At 68.9% G+C, this 17,773-nt stretch carries 9 protein-coding genes; 6 read left to right on the forward strand and 3 right to left on the reverse strand.

Annotation, left to right across the window (positions count from 1 at the left end; all coding sequences use genetic code 11):
• Position 1 precedes the first annotated feature (1 nt).
• Entirely contained in the window at positions 2-3,301 is a 3,300-nt protein-coding gene (locus tag D7X96_RS21270) for a Kelch repeat-containing protein (RefSeq protein WP_244219674.1), read from the forward strand.
• A 3-nt stretch (positions 3,302-3,304) separates the two neighbouring features.
• Positions 3,305-5,047: an OmpA family protein gene (locus tag D7X96_RS21275; RefSeq protein ID WP_121770571.1), complete on the forward strand. Its 1,743-nt coding sequence runs from the start codon at positions 3,305-3,307 to the stop codon at positions 5,045-5,047.
• A gap of 83 nt (positions 5,048-5,130) precedes the next feature.
• On the opposite strand, the gene D7X96_RS21280 is transcribed toward D7X96_RS21275, so the two are convergent.
• Positions 5,131-5,904 (reverse strand): HAD family hydrolase, encoded by a 774-nt coding sequence (locus tag D7X96_RS21280; RefSeq protein ID WP_120546728.1) that lies wholly within the window; start codon positions 5,902-5,904, stop codon positions 5,131-5,133.
• A gap of 104 nt (positions 5,905-6,008) precedes the next feature.
• On the opposite strand from D7X96_RS21280, the gene D7X96_RS21285 reads away from it, so the two are divergent.
• Complete coding sequence (locus tag D7X96_RS21285) at positions 6,009-6,569, forward strand: sugar O-acetyltransferase (RefSeq protein ID WP_121770572.1); 561 nt, start codon at positions 6,009-6,011, stop codon at positions 6,567-6,569.
• A 6-nt stretch (positions 6,570-6,575) separates the two neighbouring features.
• Here the strand turns inward: D7X96_RS21285 and D7X96_RS21290 are convergent, their stop codons facing one another.
• Together D7X96_RS21290 and tgt are read right to left on the reverse strand one after the other, a co-directional pair.
• On the reverse strand, positions 6,576-7,769 hold the full coding sequence (locus D7X96_RS21290) for a nuclease (protein ID WP_121770573.1): 1,194 nt from the start codon (positions 7,767-7,769) through the stop codon (positions 6,576-6,578).
• A gap of 132 nt (positions 7,770-7,901) precedes the next feature.
• Entirely contained in the window at positions 7,902-9,071 is a 1,170-nt protein-coding gene (gene tgt / locus D7X96_RS21295) for a tRNA guanosine(34) transglycosylase Tgt (protein WP_121723546.1), read from the reverse strand.
• Between the two features lie 233 nt (positions 9,072-9,304).
• On the opposite strand from tgt, the gene D7X96_RS21300 reads away from it, so the two are divergent.
• The 3 genes from D7X96_RS21300 to D7X96_RS21310 all read left to right on the forward strand — a co-directional run.
• Complete coding sequence (locus tag D7X96_RS21300; protein ID WP_120546724.1) at positions 9,305-10,903, forward strand: ABC-F family ATP-binding cassette domain-containing protein; 1,599 nt, start codon at positions 9,305-9,307, stop codon at positions 10,901-10,903.
• A 179-nt stretch (positions 10,904-11,082) separates the two neighbouring features.
• Positions 11,083-16,281 (forward strand): PDDEXK-like endonuclease domain-containing protein, encoded by a 5,199-nt coding sequence (locus tag D7X96_RS21305; RefSeq protein WP_158626608.1) that lies wholly within the window; start codon positions 11,083-11,085, stop codon positions 16,279-16,281.
• Positions 16,282-16,294: 13 nt separating this feature from the next.
• A partial coding sequence (locus D7X96_RS21310; protein WP_244219676.1) for an SNIPE associated domain-containing protein occupies positions 16,295-17,773 on the forward strand: 1,479 nt, incomplete at its 3' end.

Below are 17,773 nucleotides of genomic sequence, written 5' to 3' on the forward strand. Positions count from 1 at the left end.
AATGCGGTCACAACGCGCTGTCTGGAGCGGGCTCCTGCTGTTCGCCGCGAGCCTGGGCCTTCTGTCCTGCGGCGGCAACGCGCGTCCGGAACCGGGAGGCGCTCGCACCGCGCACTCCCGGCTCGCGGCGGCGCCAGCCTGGTACGCCACCTCGTCCATGACGACGGCCCGCGGGCAACACGCGGCCGTCCTGATGCCGGACGGGCGGGTGCTGATCATCAACGGCGTCAACTCCGGCGGGTTCATCACCACGGCCGCCCTGTATGACCCGGCCACCGACACCTGGACCGCCGCGGGCAACACTGGCATCCAGGGCAACATCACGCAGGCCGTCCTGCTGCCCTCCGGCAGGGTGCTGGTCGTGACCGATGGCTCGGCGACGGGCCGCGTCTATGACCCCGCGACGAACGCCTGGACCGCCACGGGCGCCATGTCCACCACCCGCGGCCTCGCCACGCTCACGCTGCTGGCCTCGGGCCAGGTGCTGGTCGCGGGCGGCATCGGCGCGGGCGGCGTCCGGCTCGCGTCCGCGGAGCTGTACGACCCCGCCACCAATGCCTTCCTGCCCACCGGCGCCATGACCCAGGGCCGCAACGCGCACATGGCGACGCGGCTGCGTGACGGGCGCGTCCTCGTGGTGAGCGGCTTCAGCGGTTCGGGCGAGGTGCCCGGCGCCGACCTCTACAACCCGGCCACCGGCACCTGGACCGCCGCCGCGCCCCCGCTCGTCCCCCGTCACTACTCCTCCAGCACCCTGCTCCCCGACGGCCGCGTGCTCGTCGCCGGCGGGTTCATCGCAGGCGGCGTGACGGCCCAGTCGGAGCTCTACGACCCGGCGGCCAACACCTGGACCGCGACCGGCAGCCTCCAGTTCCCGCGCTCCGGACACCAGACCACGCTGCTGCCCGATGGCCGCGTCCTCGCCACCGGCGGCTCCGAGTTCCGCGCTCCAGCGCAGGCCGAGTCCGAAATCTACGATCCGGGCACCGGCACGTGGATCCGCGGCGGCATCATGATCGTCGGCCGTGAGAACCACACGGCGACGCTGCTGCCCTCGGGCAAGGTGTTCGTCGTGGGTGGCTTCACCTCGTCGCCCGCCCTGACGTTCTTCGCCTCGACGGAGGTCTACGACCCCGCCCAGAGCCAGTGGTCTCCCGCCGGCCTCATGGGCACGCCCCGGACCGACGCCGCGGTGGCGCTGCTGCCCGACGGCCGGGTGCTCGTCGCGGGCGGCCGCGGCCAGTTCACCTCGTCGGCCGCGGCGGAGCTGTATGCCCGCGCGAGCAACACGTGGTCCCCCCTGCCCGCCATGGACGTGGCACGCGAGCGAGCCACCGCCACGCTCCTGCGCAACGGCCAGGTGCTGGTCGCGGGTGGCCGCAACGTGAGCACCTCGACGCCCAACGCGCAGCGCTTCGACCCGGCCACCAACACCTGGCTGGCCACCGAGTCCATGCTGAGCCCGCGCCACCTGCACTCCGCCACGGTGCTGCCGGATGGCCGGGTGCTCGTGGTCGGCGGTCAGCAGAACACCACCGTGCTGGTCAGCGCGGAGCTCTACGCGCCGGACACGAACACGTGGACCCCGGCGGGCGCGCTCATCGCGGCGCGCGCCGGACACCGCGCCGTGCTGCTGCATGACGGCCGGGTGCTCGTCGCGGGCGGCCACAATGCCGGTGGCGCTGCGCTGGCCTCGGCGGAGATCTACGACCCCGCCAGCGACACCTGGACCGCGGCGGCGGGCCTCGCGGGCGTCCGGGACGAGCTGACGCTGACGCTGCTGCCGTCGGGCCAGGTGCTCGCGGCGGGCGGCCTCGCGGGTGGCGTGGCGCTCACGTCCTCGGAGCTCTACACGCCCGGCACCAACGCCTGGGCGTCCGTGGGCGCGCTCTCGCAGCCGCGCTGGCTCCACACCGCCACGCTGATGGCTTCCGGCAAGGTGCTGGTCGCGGGCGGCATCACCATCAATGACGAATACACCAACACGGCGGAGGTCTACGATCCCCTCCTCCGCGCGTGGATCAACGTCGCGGACCCCACCGCCGCGGGGGGCCTGTTCAGCGTCGCCCTGCCCTCGGGCGAGGTGCTGCTGGCGGGCGGTCAGGAGGCCACCACCGCGGAGCTGTATGACGACACCCAGGCCTCCGCCGCCTGGAAGCCGTCGGTGACCAACCCGGCGACCCTCGTCGCCGCCTGCCCCACCGTCGTGGAGGGCCTGCGCTTCCGGGGCATCTCCGGCGGCAGCAGCGGCAACAGCGCGGACTCGCCCACGGACTTCCCGCTGGTGCGGCTCCAGGCCGCCGAGGGCGGACGCCTCTGGACGCTCCCCAGCAGCAACACCTCGGACACCCGCGCGACGGTGACCGTGCCCGCCGACGCACCGCTGGGCACCTACGCGCTGTCCGTCTTCGCCAATGCCATCTCCGGCGGCCGCATGGTGACGGTCGTCGCCAACCAGCCCCCGGTGGCGGCGGATCAGACGGTCACGGTCCAGAAGGACACGCAGGCGGAGTTCGCCCTGGCCGCCACGGATCCGGACGCCGGGCAGGTGTTGACCTGGACGGTCGTCACCCCGCCGCAGCACGGCACCCTCAGCACCAGCGCGCAGGGCAATCCCGTGTACACGCCCGCGGCCGGCTACTTGGGCCCGGACAGCTTCACCTACCGGGTTCGCGACTGCGCCGCGGACAGCAACGTCGCGACGGTGACGGTCAACGTGACGGAGGACGTGGTGACGCCCACGCTCACCTGCCCCGCGAACGTCGTCGTGGAGGCCACGGACGCGAACGGCGCGGTCGTGACGTACGACCCCGCGGTCCTGGATCCGGCGGGGGGGCTCCCGGTGAGCTACTCGCAGCCTTCGGGTTCGGTCTTCCCGCTGGGCACCACGACGGTCACCGCGACCTCCACGGGCCTCACGTGCACGTTCCAGGTGACGGTCCAGGACACCACGGCGCCCACGCTGATCTGCCCCGAGTCCCGCGGCGCCGCTCCCGGCGAGACGGTGACGTTCACGCCCACGGCCACGGACGCGGTCACGGCCTCGCCGGGGGTGACGTCCTCGCCCGCGTCCGGCGCGGCCTTCCCGGCGGGCAACACGACGGTCACCGTCACCGCCACGGATGACGCGGGCAACACCGCGCAGTGCACGTTCCAGGTCCGGGTCCAGGCAGAGGTCGTGGAGATCGCCGGCGGAGGCTGCGACAGCTCCGGTGGCACCACGTCCGCGCTGGCCCTCCTCGCCGCGCTGGCGGCCTGGGGGAATTCGCGCCGCCGTCAGAACCCGGCCCGGGGGAACTGAGACATGCGCTCACTCTTTTCTCGAATGGAAATCCCCTTGCGTATGAAGGCCCAGAGCTGGGCGCTGGCCGCGCTGCTGGCCACCGCCGTCACCCCCGCCGCGTTCGCGCAGACCACCACGAGCCCGATTGTCCCCCTGGACCTGGAGCGCCTGCGCTTCACGCCGGCGGCGACGGACTCGATGCTGGTGGACACCGGCCGCGTGCTCCCCGAGGGCGGCTACCGCCTGCTCCTCATGGTCAACTACGAGCGCGGCATCCTGCTGCTGCAGGGCAGTGATGGGCTGGAGCGCTCCATCCTCCACTACCGCACCGCGGGCTGGCTGGCCGGCGCGTGGTCGCCGGTGGACCGGTTGGAGTTCTCCGCGAAGCTGCCCGTCATCATCGCGCAGGGTGGCCACGGCGCGGAGCAGCTGGTCGGCGTGAGCGAGCCGGACTCGTTCGGCCTGGGCACGCCGGAGCTGGGCGTGCGCTACGAGCTGCTGCGTCGCGAGGAAGGCGCGCCGGTGTTCCTGGGCCTGGGCCTGGACATCGGGCTGCCGGGCGGCACGGCGGACGCGTTCGGCCGGCAGGCAGGCTGGGCGGGCTTCCAGGTCGCGCCCCGCGTGTCGGTGAGCCGTGAGGTGGGGCCCGTGGTGCTGGGCGCCAACGCGGGCATCCGGATCAAGTCCAAGGAGGTCGAGCCGGGCCGCGACGTGGGCACGGAGCTGGAGCAGGGCGTCGTCGTGGCCACGCGAGGCAAGGGGCTGCGCGGCGAAATCGCGCTGCAGGCCGCCGAGTCGCTCGTGGAGTCGGACTTCGCGCTGGAGCTGCTGGGCGGCGTGCGGCTGCCGGTGGGCGCGGGCTTCGAGGCCTTCGCGATTGGCGGGCACGGCTTCACGGACATCCCGGGCACGCCGTCGTTCCGGCTGGCCGCGGGCATCGCGCACGCGAACGAGCCCGAGCCCGTGGACCGCTGCCGCACCGGCCGCAGCCACACGCCGGAGCAGTGCCCCAACGAGGACGACGACGGCGACGGCGTGGCCAACAAGGACGACCGCTGCCCGCTGGAGTCCGGCTCCGTGGAGAACAACGGCTGCCCGGACAAGGACTCGGACGGCGACGGCGTGGTGGACCGCGAGGACAAGTGCCCGAACGAGGCCGGCCCGGCGTCCGAGGGTGGCTGCCCCGCGAAGGACTCGGATGGCGATGGCGTGCCGGACAAGGACGATGCCTGCCCGAACGAGGCCGGTCCGTCGTCCGAGCGTGGCTGCCCCGTGAAGGACTCGGATGGCGACGGCGTGCCGGACAAGGACGACGCCTGCCCGAACGAGGCCGGCCCCGCGTCCGAGCGCGGCTGCCCCGCGAAGGAACAGCCGAAGCCCCAGCAGCCGCCTCCCGAGGAGAAGCCCGCGGAGGAGACGAAGTCGCCGCTGGAGCACATCGTCCAGTTCCCGGTGAACCAGTCGGAGTTCCAGGACAACGAGCAGCGGCAGCTGGATGACATCGTGGCGTACCTGAAGGCCAACCCGAAGCTGAACGTCCGGATTGAAGGCCACACGGACAACAGCGGACCGGAGGAGGCCAACCGCACGCTGAGCCAGCAGCGCGCGAACCGCGTGCGCGCGTACCTCATCCAGAAGGGCATCGCGGGCTCGCGGCTGGAGGCGAAGGGCTACGGCCCGGACCGTCCGCGCGTGTCCAACGAGACGCCGGAAGGCCGCAGCGCGAACCGCCGCGTGGAGTTCGTCCCCGTCACGGGGGGCTGACGCCCGCGGGCCTCAACGTGACGCCGCTTCGTGGACACAGCCACGAAGCGGCGCACGGAAGTGAAGGCACCTCGAAGAGACCGTCAGGCCTCTTCGGGGTGCAGCTGCACCAGCGCGGGAAGCTCCGCCGCACGGTCGCGCAGCCGCGCCTTGGGCCGGATGGCCACCGGGACGCGTGAGGCCGCGAGCATGTCCAGATCAAACACGTTGTCACCGAACGCGGCGTAGAGCGGCCGGTTCGTCCGCAGCCTCAGGCTGTTCACCTTGCCGGGGCCGTAGGGCACGGGCTCGAAGACGGACGTCAGCAGCCGTCCGCCCTCCTCCTTCGGCGTGCACGCCACCACGAAGTCGGGCGTGATGCCCACCTCGCGCACCGCGGCCTCCACCACCGCGCGAGGCGACGCGCTGACCACGTAGCAGTCCACGCCCTGGCCGCGGGCCCACTCCACCACGCGGCGGGCCTCCGGGTGGACGCGGCCGGCCACGTCGCGCCGGGCCACCACGTCATGCGCGAAGCCGCGCACCTCCTCCGCGTGCCAGCCCGCGAAGATCCACGCCATCATCTCGTAGGTGTCCTTCTCCGGCAGCCGCCCGGCCTCGAACGCCTTGAACAGCGCGTGCGCCAGCGTCACCGCGTCCGGATGCCCTTCCACGCCGTGGCGCGCGCCCAGCTGCTCCAGCGCCCCGCGGGCCTCGGGCCGCACGCCGCCGTGCTCCAGCAGGGCCATGAACAGGTCGTCGCCCACGTCCCCGCTCCACAGCGTGCCGTCCCCGTCGAAGGCCAGCACGCCGTCCGGCGTCCGTTCCACCTCGCGCCGGATGCGCTCCAGCGTCTCCTCGACCCGCTCAGTCCTCATGGCCGGCATCCTCGCTGGCCGGAGCGTCCAGTGTCACCCGCCTCCGCGAAGCCGGGACGCGGGCTGTTCACCATTCAGGGGAACGTGTGACTACGCTCCGGGACATGGCACGAACCGAGAAAGAGAAGATGCTCGCGGGCGAGCTGTACAACGCCATGGACCCGCGGCTGACAGCCGAGCGGGTCCGCGCCCGCAAGCTCCTGCGCTCCTACAACCAGTCCACCGAGGACGAGCTGCCGCTGCGTGAGAGCCTGCTCACCGAGCTGATGGGCAAGGTGGGCGCCGGGACGTGGATCGAACCGCCGTTCCGCTGCGACTACGGCGAGCACATCCAGCTGGGCGAGCGCGTCTTCATGAACTTCGACTGCGTCATCCTGGACTGCAACCGGGTGACGATTGGCGACGACGTGGCCTTCGGTCCGGGCGTGCAGGTCTACGCGGCCACGCATCCGCTGGACGCGGATGAGCGCATCAAGGGCCCGGAGCTGGGCCGCCCCGTCACCATCGGTTCAAAGGTGTGGATTGGCGGCGGGGCCATCATCTGCCCGGGGGTCACCATCGGCGAGGGCTCCACCATTGGCGCGGGCAGCGTGGTGACGCGGGACATTCCTCCGTACGTCTTCGCCGCCGGCAATCCCTGCCGCGTCATCCGGAATCTCCGCTAGCGGCGCTCAGCCGCTGGTGGCCTCGGCCGCGTCGGGCTCCGGTTCCTCCGGTTCCTCCGGGCCCTCCACGGTGCGCTCCAGCGTGCGGGCGAGCGCGGCACGGGCCTCCGCTGCCTCCTCGAACGCATCATCGCTCCCGGCCCGAACCGGAGCGGGCACCGTCGCATCCAGCTCCTCCGGGTGCAGGCGGAACCACCTGGCGACGAGCATCACCTCCTGGGCCTCCTGCGCACGGAGGCCAATCGCCTCCGGCTCCGGCACGTCGAAGAGGTCCCGCACCCGGGCCTCCAACGCCGCGTGCTCCTCCGGCGTCCGGGGCGTGGGCACCTCCGCGCGGATCCGTCCCCGCCGCAGCACGTACGTGCGGTCTTCACCGGCGTGCCCGCGCGCCGTGTAGACCAGCGACAGGCGCCGCAGCGTGCGGCCCAGCTCGACGATCCACGCCTGCACGTTCTCCAGCCGCTCCGCGCGGTCGCGCAGCTCCGCCGCGTATTCGAACTGGAGCCGCCGCGCCGCCATCGCCATGCGCTCGCGCAGGATGACGAGCGGCCGGTCCGACTCGCCGTTGAGGAACGCCCGCGCCAGCGCGACCTGCGCCAGGTACTCCGCCGTGGTGCACCCGCCCGCGCACGGCGACAGGCACCGCGCCGTCTGCCCGCGCATGCACCGCGGGTCGTCCTTCATGGGGAAGAGCTGGATCTGATCCGCCAGCCGCATAGGCGTCTCGGACGGGCAGTCGCGCAGCTCCAGCAGGTCGTTCACCGCGCGGACCACGTCCGCCATGGTGTGCCGGCCGTGGAAGGGCCCGAAGTACTCCGCGCTGCCGCCGCCGCCGGGCTGGCCCACCACGCGCAGCCGGGGCACGGCCTCGCGCGTGAGCTGGAGGAAGCAGTGCGCGCGGTCGCGCTTGTGCTCCACGTTGTAGAGGGGCCGGTGGCTCTTGATGAGCCGGAACTCATGGAGCAGCGCCGCGAACTCGCTGGCCGTGTACTCCCACTCCACCTGGTGCGCCTGGGCGACGATCTCCCAGGCCTTCTCCCCTTCCTCCGCGCGGAAGTACGACAGGAGCCGTGTGCGCACGCGCACGGACTTGCCCACGTAGAGCAGCTCTCCGGCGGGACCGAAGAAGCGATACACGCCGGGCCGGTTCTCGGCACCGGCGCGGACGTGATTCAGGAGGCTGGCGACGCGCGGGTCCATGCGGCGGGGAGCGCACCGGGCCGTTGGACCCGGGCACCGCAGGCTAACCCGCCACGTTCCGCCGCACCGCCGTTCGCGCGCCGAGCGTCACAACCCGGCCGGAGGGCGGGCGACAGGCCACGCGCCCGGACTTCAGCCCACGTCCTTCAGCGTCGCGGCGCTGGCCGCGGCCTCGTCCTTCAGGTCCTTGGGCGTGGCGATGGCGGTCTTCAGCTCGCGGTACGTCTGCGCATAGCCGTTGCGCAGGATGCCCTCGCGCACGCGCTCCATGAGCTTCTGGTAGTGCCGCACGTTGTGCACGGACAGGAAGCGCGAGCCCAGGTGGTGCTTGCCGCGCATCAGGTGCTGCAGGTAGCCGCGCGAGTACTTCTTGCACACGTAGCAGTCGCACTCGGGATCCAGCGGCCCGTCCTCCAGCCGGTACGCGGTGCGGGAGATGCGCACCAGGCCCTGGAACGTGTACGCGTAGCCCTGCTGCGCCATCTTGGTGGGGATGATGCAGTCGAACATGTCCACGCCGCGCAGCACCGCCTCCAGCAGGTCCGTGGGCGTGCCCACGCCCATCAGGTAGCGGGGCTTGTCCTGCGGCAGGGACGCGGTGGCGCGCTCGGTCATCGTGTCGCGCTCCACCTTCGTCTCGCCCACTGCCAGTCCGCCGATGGCGAAGCCGTCGAAGGGCAGCTTCGTGAGGAACGCGGCGCTCTCGTCGCGCAAGGCCGGGTGGACGCCGCCCTGGACGATGCCGAACAGCGCCTGGCCCGTGTTCTTCGACTCCTTCGCGGCGAGGCTGCGCACGGCCCAGCGGTGGGTGCGCTCCATGGCCTCGCGGGTGCCGGCCTCGTCCGTGCGCGAGTCGATGCACACGTCCAGCACCATCATGATCTCCGAGTTGATCGCCTGCTGCATGGCGATGCTGGACTCGGGGCTGAGGAGCCGGCGGCTGTTGTCGTAGAAGCTGCGGAAGTGCGCGCCCTTCTCCGTGATGAGCCGGTCCTCCGGCAGGGAGAAGATTTGAAAGCCGCCCGAGTCCGTGAGCACGGCGCCGTCCCAGCCCATGAAGGGGTGGATGCCGCCGAAGCGCTCGAACACCTCCGGGCCGGGCCGGAGCATGAGGTGGTAGGTGTTGGCGAGGAGGACCTTGGCCCCCGTCTCCTTCACCTCCTCCATGGCGAGGTGGCGGAAGCCGGCGTGGGTGGCCACCGGCATGAACATCGGCGTGGGGAAGGACCCCTTGCGGGTGTGGAGGATGCCCGTGCGGGCGCCGGTGGGGTCGGTGTTCAGGAGTTCAAAGCGGACGGCCATTGTCGGGCCTTATACCCAGCCTGCCCGTCCGGAGGCACCCGCTTCCTGGGGACGCCCGCCTGGTCTCCGGGGGGCCCTTCCGCCTGGGGGACCCCGGTTTCCCTACCCCACCCCTGGGGACGGGGGTGGAAGCCGGCATTTCCGGGGCGTGCCGGCGGTTACATTGGGTCCGCCAGTCACTGATTCACCGCGCGTCTTGGGTCGCCGCGCCATTTCCGTTACAAGCCGCCGCCATGTTCAACGTCATCAACGTCTCCAAGGCCTATGGGCCCAAGAAGCTGTTCGAGGAGGTCAACGTCGCCTTCTCGCCGGGCCGCCGCTACGGCCTGACCGGTCCGAACGGGGCCGGCAAGTCCACGTTCATGAAGATCCTCGCGGGAGACGAGGAGCAGGACATGGGCGAGATCATCCGCCCCCGCAAGCTGGGCATCCTGCGCCAGGACCACTTCCGCTACGAGAACGACCGCGTCATCGACGTGGTGCTGATGGGCAACCGCCACCTGTGGGCGGCGATGGACGAGAAGAACAAGCTGCTCGCCAAGGCCGACATCACGGAAGAGGACGGCAACCGGCTGGGTGAGCTGGAAGGCGTCATCGCGGAAGAGGACGGCTACTCCGCGGAGAGCGACGCGGCCACGCTGCTCGCCGGCCTGGGCATTGAGGAGTCCTTCCACGAAGAGCCCATGCGCCAGCTGACGGGCGGCCTGAAGCTGCGTGTGTTGCTCGCGCAGGCGCTGTTCGGCAAGCCGGACGGACTGCTGCTGGACGAGCCCACGAACAACCTGGACATCGACTCCATCCGCTGGCTGGAGAGCTTCCTCCATGCCTACGAGGGCGTGCTGATCACCATCAGCCACGACCGGCACTTCCTGAACTCCATCTGCACGCACATCGCGGACATCGATTACGAGACCATCATCCAGTACACGGGTGGTTACGACGACATGGTCCGGCAGAAGTCGCAGCTGCGGACCCGGGTCGAGTCCGAGACGGCGGAGAAGAAGAAGAAGATCGCCCAGCTGCAGGACTTCGTGGCGCGCTTCCACGCGGGTACGCGTGCGTCGCAGGTGCAGAGCCGCATCAAGCAGATCGACAAGCTGAAGACGGAGGACCTGAAGCGCTCGAACATCGCGCGGCCGTTCATCCGGTTCGACCAGAAGGTGATCAGCGGCCGTCAGACGCTGATGTTCGAGGGACTGCAGAAGTCCTTCGACGGGCAGCAGGTCATCAAGCCGTTCAAGGGGCTGGTCTGCAAGGGCGAGCGCATCTGCGTGATTGGCCGCAACGCCGTGGGCAAGTCCACGCTGGTGAAGATGCTGGCCGGGCAGCTGGAGCCGGACGGTGGGACCATCACCTGGGGCCACCAGGCGACGGTGGGCTACCTGCCGCAGGACCACCACGGCGTCATCCACAAGGGCACGACGTGCTTCGGCTACCTCCGGGAGATCAGCGAGAAGCTGACGAACGAGGAGATTTCCGGCGTGTTGGGCCGGATGCTCTTCTCGGGTGAGGAGCGGATGAAGCCCACGGACACGCTCTCCGGTGGTGAGACGGTGCGCGTGCTGTTGTCCAAGCTGATGATCATGCAGGACAACGTGCTCATCCTGGACGAGCCGACGAACCACCTGGACCTGGAGTCCATCGCGGCGCTGGCGGAAGGCCTGGCGAAGTTCGAGGGCACGGTCATCTGCGTGACGCACGACCAGGAACTCATCTCCGAGGTCGCGACCCGCATCTGGAGCCTGGAGGCGGGCAAGGAAGTGCTCGACTTCAACGGCCCCTACTCCGAGTTCATGGAGAAGCACGCGGACGCGGCGATGAAGCGCCGGTAGTCGGCAAGGCACAGTCAGATAGTGCGAACGCCGCCCGTTTCCGGTCCTCCGGAAGCGAGGCGGCGTTTTCGTGCGGGTGTCAATCACCCGCACGGGGGATGCAACCGCGGCGAAGAGTGCGCCAGAACCTGGGGTGCCAGGTCGTCCCACCCATGACGACCCGGGGGGCGCACCCATCCATGAATCCGCACGACTCACTCCTGCAGAAGGAGCTCCAGCGGCAACGCACCCGACTCCTGGACCTGAGCGCAACCAACCGACTCCTCAACTTCAAGCACACGGCCCGGACATCGCTGCGAATCGTGGATGAGCTTCCGGGCGTCATCTTCGAGCGGTTGTGCAACCACCGCGCGCTCACCTTCCTCCCCGTGACGCCGCCGGAGCAGGTCTCCGAGGAGCAGGCGGACTTCGACCCCACCGCAGCAACGGTGGTGTTCTCGATGACGGAGGAGGCCCCCAGCAAGGAGGCCCGGCAGAAGCTGCTGCTTCAACAGGCGAAGCGGCTGGGCATCGACACCCGGTATGAGTTGCCCAAGGCAGTCCCTGCGGAGAGCGGCACGAATCCTCGCAAGCATCAGGACCGCCACCTGCAGACGTTGTACTTCCCGGAGGATCTGGAGAGCCAACTGCACCGACTGCAGGGGCTCGCGCAAACGGCCATCCAGGAGACCGGAGCCAACCTGCTCCACTTCGCCTTCGGGTTCCTGCGCTGGTACGAGTCTGGCGATACGCGGCTGGAGAAGCCGCGCAGCGCGCCGCTCGTGCTCATGCCTGTGAGCCTCAAGCGCGGCCAGGCCCATCCGGACACCCAGGTCCACGCCTACGAGGTGGACTACAACGAAGGCGAGTCCATCGAACTGAACCTCACGCTCCAGGAGAAGCTGAGGCAGGAGTTTGGCATCGCGCTGCCCGCCTTCTCCGCCGAGGAAGGACTGGAGGCGTACTTCGAGAAGGTGACGGCGCTGCTCAAGGGGCTGCGCCCCGGCTGGGGCCTGGAGCGGCAGGTGACGCTGACGCTGCTGTCCTTCGGGCGGCTCCTGATGTGGCGAGACCTGGAGCCCACGCGATGGCCGCAGAACAGCCCCCTGCTGGCGAATCCGCTCGTCCGGACGCTGATAGGAGGCCACGCGCAGGCGAACGAGCCGAGCGGAGGTGGCGGAGGCATCCGGGAACGCCGGAGCGAGGTCTATGACCTGGACGCGCCGGAGTTGAATCCTCCACCGCTCATCACGGACGCGGACAGCAGCCAGCACAGCGTGCTGGTGGACGTGCTTCGGGGGGAGAACCTGGTGGTGCAGGGGCCGCCCGGTACCGGGAAGTCGCAGACCATCACCAACCTCATTGGCGCGGCGCTGGCGGCGGGAAAGACCGTCCTGTTCGTCACGCAGAAGCTTGCGGCGCTGGAGGTTGTCTCACGCCGCCTCCAGCAGGCGGGGCTGGGCGAGTTCTGCCTGGAGCTGCACAGCCACAAGACGCAGAAACAGCAGTTCATGGAGGACCTGCGCAGAAGGCTCAACCTGGACGCGAGCACCAGCGCGCCCCGCCCACTTACTGAACACGTCTCGAGCGCCGCGGGCGTCCTGCGAGCACACACCGAGCGAATGCACAAACCCTTCGGGGCGCTCGGCATGTCACCACACGACGTGTTCTGGAAGGTCAGTCGCGCTGAAGCGGAACTTGGCGAAGTGGTCGTGGATCTGGAGGGCCTTCGATTCGAATGCGCCGAGACCATGTCCTCCGCGGCGCTGGCGGAGGTGCGCGACGCGGTCCGGGGGCTCGCGGCGCAGTTGGGAGACGTTCGACGTGTCGCGCCCCTCCTCTGTGCCCATCCCTGGGCAGGTGTGACGAACGACGCGCTGACCGACAAGGACCGCCAGTCGCTCGTTCAACGGATCGATGCCTGGGAGGAGTCCGCACTGATCCTGGAGAAGGCGCTCAAGGTCTTCACCGAGCGCACGGGTGTCATCCCCAGGTCGAGCGTGCTCGCCGCGGATGCCCTGGTCTCGAATGTCCGGGGCATTCCACGGCTTCCGGAAGGGGCGCCCCCCGAGTTGGTCCCTGCCCTGCTTGATCCCACGCACCGCGAGGGACTGCGCGCCTTGCTCGATGCCATCGAGTCGGTCCAGGCGCGATGGGCGGCGCTGGAGGCGGGCTGGCGCGCCCAGGAGGATCTGACCGTCCCCGCGCTGCGCGACGCGCAAGCTGTCCTCGACACAACCCTGCGGCTGCTCTCGCCCGACACCACGCTCGTCACCCTGACACGCGCGCATGAAGCGGTGGAGACAGCGGCCCGGGCGCTGGCACAGGGACGCCGGTTCGTGGCCGCCGTGGCTTCATGCCTGGAGGTGGACGTCACGCTCTGGACGCCCCAGCAGCTCCAGATCTTCGCCCGTGTCATCGAAGCGATGGCGGCCCTGGACGACGCAGCCTTGGACTGGCGGGACGCACATTGGGTCGAGCATGAGGTCGAGGGGTCGCTTCGGAAGGCCGGCAGCACGTGCTCGGAACTGAAAGAGCAGGCACGAGCGCTCGCGGTGCGATTCATGCCGGACCTCGTTCCTTCACTCGCGATACTCAAGGCGCATGCCGTCGCGGTCTCCACCGCGCCATTCATTCCCTGGCTTTCCGGTGCATGGCGTGCCGCGCGGAAAGACTTCCAGGCAATGGCACACGGAGTCCGTCCAACGAGGCCCGTGCTGATCCAGGGCTACAGCGACTTGCTGGCACATCACGCGGCGCGGGAGCGTTTCCAGGAGGACGTGACCTTGAAAACGACCCTGGGCGCCCGCTTCCAGGGAGTCGATACGCGCTTCGACCGAATCCTGACGTGGTTGGACGCCTACCGGAGCGTCGACGCGCTGCTTCTCCCACTGGGAGAGCGGGGGGTCGAGCTTCGCCGCGCCGTATTGGAGCGGCCCGCGAGCCATTGGCGTGAGGCCCTGGCGAGAGCCCGCGCCAATGGAGATGCGCTGCCCCATGTCCGCGACGTCAGCACTTCCCTGCAGGAAGCCGCGACGCGCATGGGCCTGCCTCACGCGCCATGGAACACCGAGTCCTGCGGCAAGACCCAGGACAGCCTCGACGCCTTGCTGAAGCACCTAAATGAGGTCCTGAACTGGGCACGGAAGGGAGACGCCCTGCCCACCCTGCCCCTTTCCCAGCTTCAGGAACAGCTGCGTCGAGTGCGCGAGGCCTGTGAAGCCGCGGACCGGTTGGAGGCACATGCTGCCGCGGCCGTGTTGCCGGGAGTGGCCTACCAGGGCCGGAAGACGCCCTTGGCGGGTCCCCGGAGCGCCCTTCGTCATGTCGATGACCTCATCGCGGCGCCGCTGCCTGAAGGACTCGCGGAGTGGCTCCTGCTGGAGGACACGCCACGGAGGCACACGGACCTGCTTACCGCCACGCGCGAAGTCGAGACAGCGCTCAATGGCTACAGACAGGCTGCCTCCCAGGCCTGGGAGCTGGGAAGAATGGCGCCGGGAACCTGGGAAGAACCCGCCGCTGAAAATCCCCTCCAAGCGACGGTCATGCGCCTGCGCTTGGCCCGAAGCCAGTCCGCGACGCTTCCGGCCTGGTGCGCGTACCAGCGGCAGCGGCGCGCCGTCGCGCGAGCGCGGAGCACCGTGGGATTCCTGGAGCGCGTTGACACCCGCCCCGGCCTGGAGCCGGAGCGGCTGGTCGTGGCCTTTGACGCCATCTTCTTCCGCTCCCTTGCGGAAGCCATCCTGCGAGACCAGCCGGAGCTCGATCAATTCACGGGTGCCGTCCACGCCTCTCAGCGCGAGGAGTTCGCCCGCCTGGACACGCATTGCATCGAAAAGCAGGGTCGATACCTCGCGCGTCAGCTCAGCCAGCGACCGGTTCCTGCTGGCGTGTCCTCGCAGAAGGTGGCGGCCATGACGGAGACGCATCTGCTCCGGCACGAACTGGGAAAGAAGCAGCGGCACCTCCCCATCCGTGAGTTGGTAGCGCGCGCCGGCAGTGCACTCCAGACGTTGATGCCGTGTTTCATGATGGGACCGCAGTCGGTCGCCCAGTACCTGCCCGCCGGCCAGTTGAGCTTCGACCTGGTGGTGATGGATGAGGCCAGCCAGATGCGTCCCGAGGATGCATTGGGAGCCATTGCCCGAGGGCGGCAGTTGGTGGTGGTGGGCGATCCGGAGCAACTGCCTCCAACGAGCTTCTTCGCCCAGGTGGAGCAGGAGGACGCCGACACCGGCGACGAGGCGGACGACGAGGTCCAGGGGCCGTCCTTCCTGGAGGATTCGGAAAGTATCCTCACTGCGGCGGCGGGGCGGTTCCCCATGCGCATGCTGCGCTGGCATTACCGTTCCCGTCACCCCTCGCTCATCGCCTTTAGCAACCGCGAGTTCTACAACGGCGACCTCATCACCTTCCCAGCACCGGGTGAGCACTTGGAAGGCCTGGGGCTTCACTTCCATAAAGTGGAAGGCGGGTTGTACGAGTCCAACCGAAATGTTCCCGAAGCCCGTGAGGTTCTGGCGGCGGTGAAGGCGCATGCGCGTACGCGTCCGGAGCAGAGCCTGTTGGTCGTCACGTTGAACTCGAAACAGCGAGACCTCATCGACGACCTGGTGACTGCGGAGGAGAAGAACGACGCGGCCCTCAGGGCCTTCCTGGCGAAATGGGAGAAGTCACCCATGCCTTTCGGCGTGAAGAATTTGGAGAACGTCCAGGGCGACGAACGCGACGCCATCTTCGTGTCGGTCACGTTCGGCCGGAACCAGCAAGAGAAGTTCCGGATGAACTTCGGCCCCATTAATCAAGCGGATGGATACCGCCGGCTGAATGTCCTTTTCACGCGAGCACGATGCGCGCTGACAGTATTCGCGTCCTTCGACCCGTCAGATCTCACGCTCCATGAAAGCAGTCCCCGTGGCATGCGCGTCCTGCAACGGTACCTGTCCGAAGCCAAAGGAGAGAAAGTGGCGCACGGCGTGGGGAGCGGCCGGTCACCCGACTCCGACTTCGAAATCGCAGTCGCGAAGGCGCTGGCGGCGCGGGGCTTCGAGGTCGTGCCGCAGGTGGGCGTCGCTGGCTACTTCATCGACATGGCCCTCCGGCATCCTCATCAACCGGGACGCTACATCCTCGGCGTCGAGTGTGATGGCGAGAGGTATCACTCGTCACGTTCCGCTCGGGACAGGGACCGTCTCCGTGATCAGGTGCTGAAGGGCCTGGGCTGGAGGCTTCATCGCATCTGGTCCACGGATTGGTTCCGCTCACCATCGGAAGAGGTCGCCCGGATTGTCGCGCACGTCGAAGCGCTGCTTCGGGAGGAAGCGGCGACGGAGCTTCCAGCCGTGATGCGTGAGGAGCTGCCTGCGGAAAACCAGATGCGCGCCGTGAGCGCCTGAACTGGAGACATCCATGACCATGATCATTGCCATTGGCCTGGGCGTGCTGTGCCTGTTGCTCCTGGGGCTGTGGCTCCAGACACGAAACCGGCTCCAGGCGGTGCAGGAGCGATTCAAACCCATCCTGGACCTGGAAGCCGAACGGCGCCGGGTCGCCGAGGAACTGACGAAAGCCCGCACGGACGCGGACGCCGCGATGGCCGCGGAACAGAAGCGCGTCCGGGACGAACTGGCGAAGACCCGGAGCGAGGCGGACAGCGCGCTGGCGGCGGAACAGAAGCGCGTGGAGTCCGAGCTCGCGAAGGCCAAAGCGGACGTGGAGCAGGCCATCGCGGCGGAACAAAACCGGGCAAAGGCTGAGCTGAACCGGCTCCGAGACGAAACAAACCGGACGACGCAAGCCGCGACGCGCGCCATGGAAGAGGCAGAGGCGCGTCGGAAACAGGCGAACACCGAGCGGACCGCACTGGAAACAGGCCTTGCCCGTTTGAAGGCGGATTTGAAGGCCCTGGAGGAAGAGGAAGTCCTGCTCTCCTTCGGCTTCTACAAGCCTGTCTACGCGCTTTCGTCGGTGAAGGAATACGAGGACCGGCTGGACAAGGTCCGTGAAGCCCAGAAAGAGATGCTGAAGAATAAGGAAGCCGCCACATGCTCCATTCAGTGGGAGGTGAATGGAAGCAAGGCGGAGGGCAAGAAGCAGATTGAACGGACCCTGAAGCTAATGCTCCGGGCGTTCAATGGCGAGGCGGACGCCTGTGTCGCGAAGGTCTCGTACAAGAACGTGAAGGCAATGGAGACGCGCATCGAGAAGGCAGCAGCCGCCATCAATGGCCTCGCGGAAATCCAGAAGTGCGTCATCGCCAGGCGCTACGTGAAGCTCAAGATCGAGGAGCTGATGCTCGCGTACGAGTACGCGGAGAAGGTTCAGCAGGAGCGCGACGAGCAGCGCCGGATCCGGGAGCAGATGCGCGAGGAAGAGGCCGCCCAGCGAGAACTGGAGAAGGCGAAGTTGGAGGCGGAGCGGGAAGCGAAGCGCGACGCCGAAGCCTTGGCGAAGGCGAAGGCGGACTACGAGCAGGCCAAGGGCTCAGAGCAGTTGAAGCTGATGGAGCGCATCGCGGAGCTGGAGCGCCGCGTTGCGGAAGACCTGGAGAAGCAGCGGGCCATCTCCCAGGCACAGCTCACACGGACGGGGCACGTCTACGTCATCTCCAACATCGGTTCCTTCGGAGAGGGCGTATTCAAGCTGGGAATGACCCGGCGGCTGGTACCGCAGGACCGCATCGATGAACTGGGAGACGCCTCAGTGCCCTTCGAGTTCGACGTCCACGCCATCATCCGGACCTCGGACGCTCCAGCCCTGGAGGTAAGCGTTCACGGGTGGTGCTCGCCTGCGGGGTCAGTGAGGCAGCGAACGGTGGGCCTCACCACGCTAGACGTGGGCGGGGGGCGGATTAGAAATACTGGGACGTGGCCACGCCCGACCCCAGAG

Source organism: Corallococcus interemptor (assembly GCF_003668875.1).
Lineage (GTDB): Bacteria > Myxococcota > Myxococcia > Myxococcales > Myxococcaceae > Corallococcus > Corallococcus interemptor.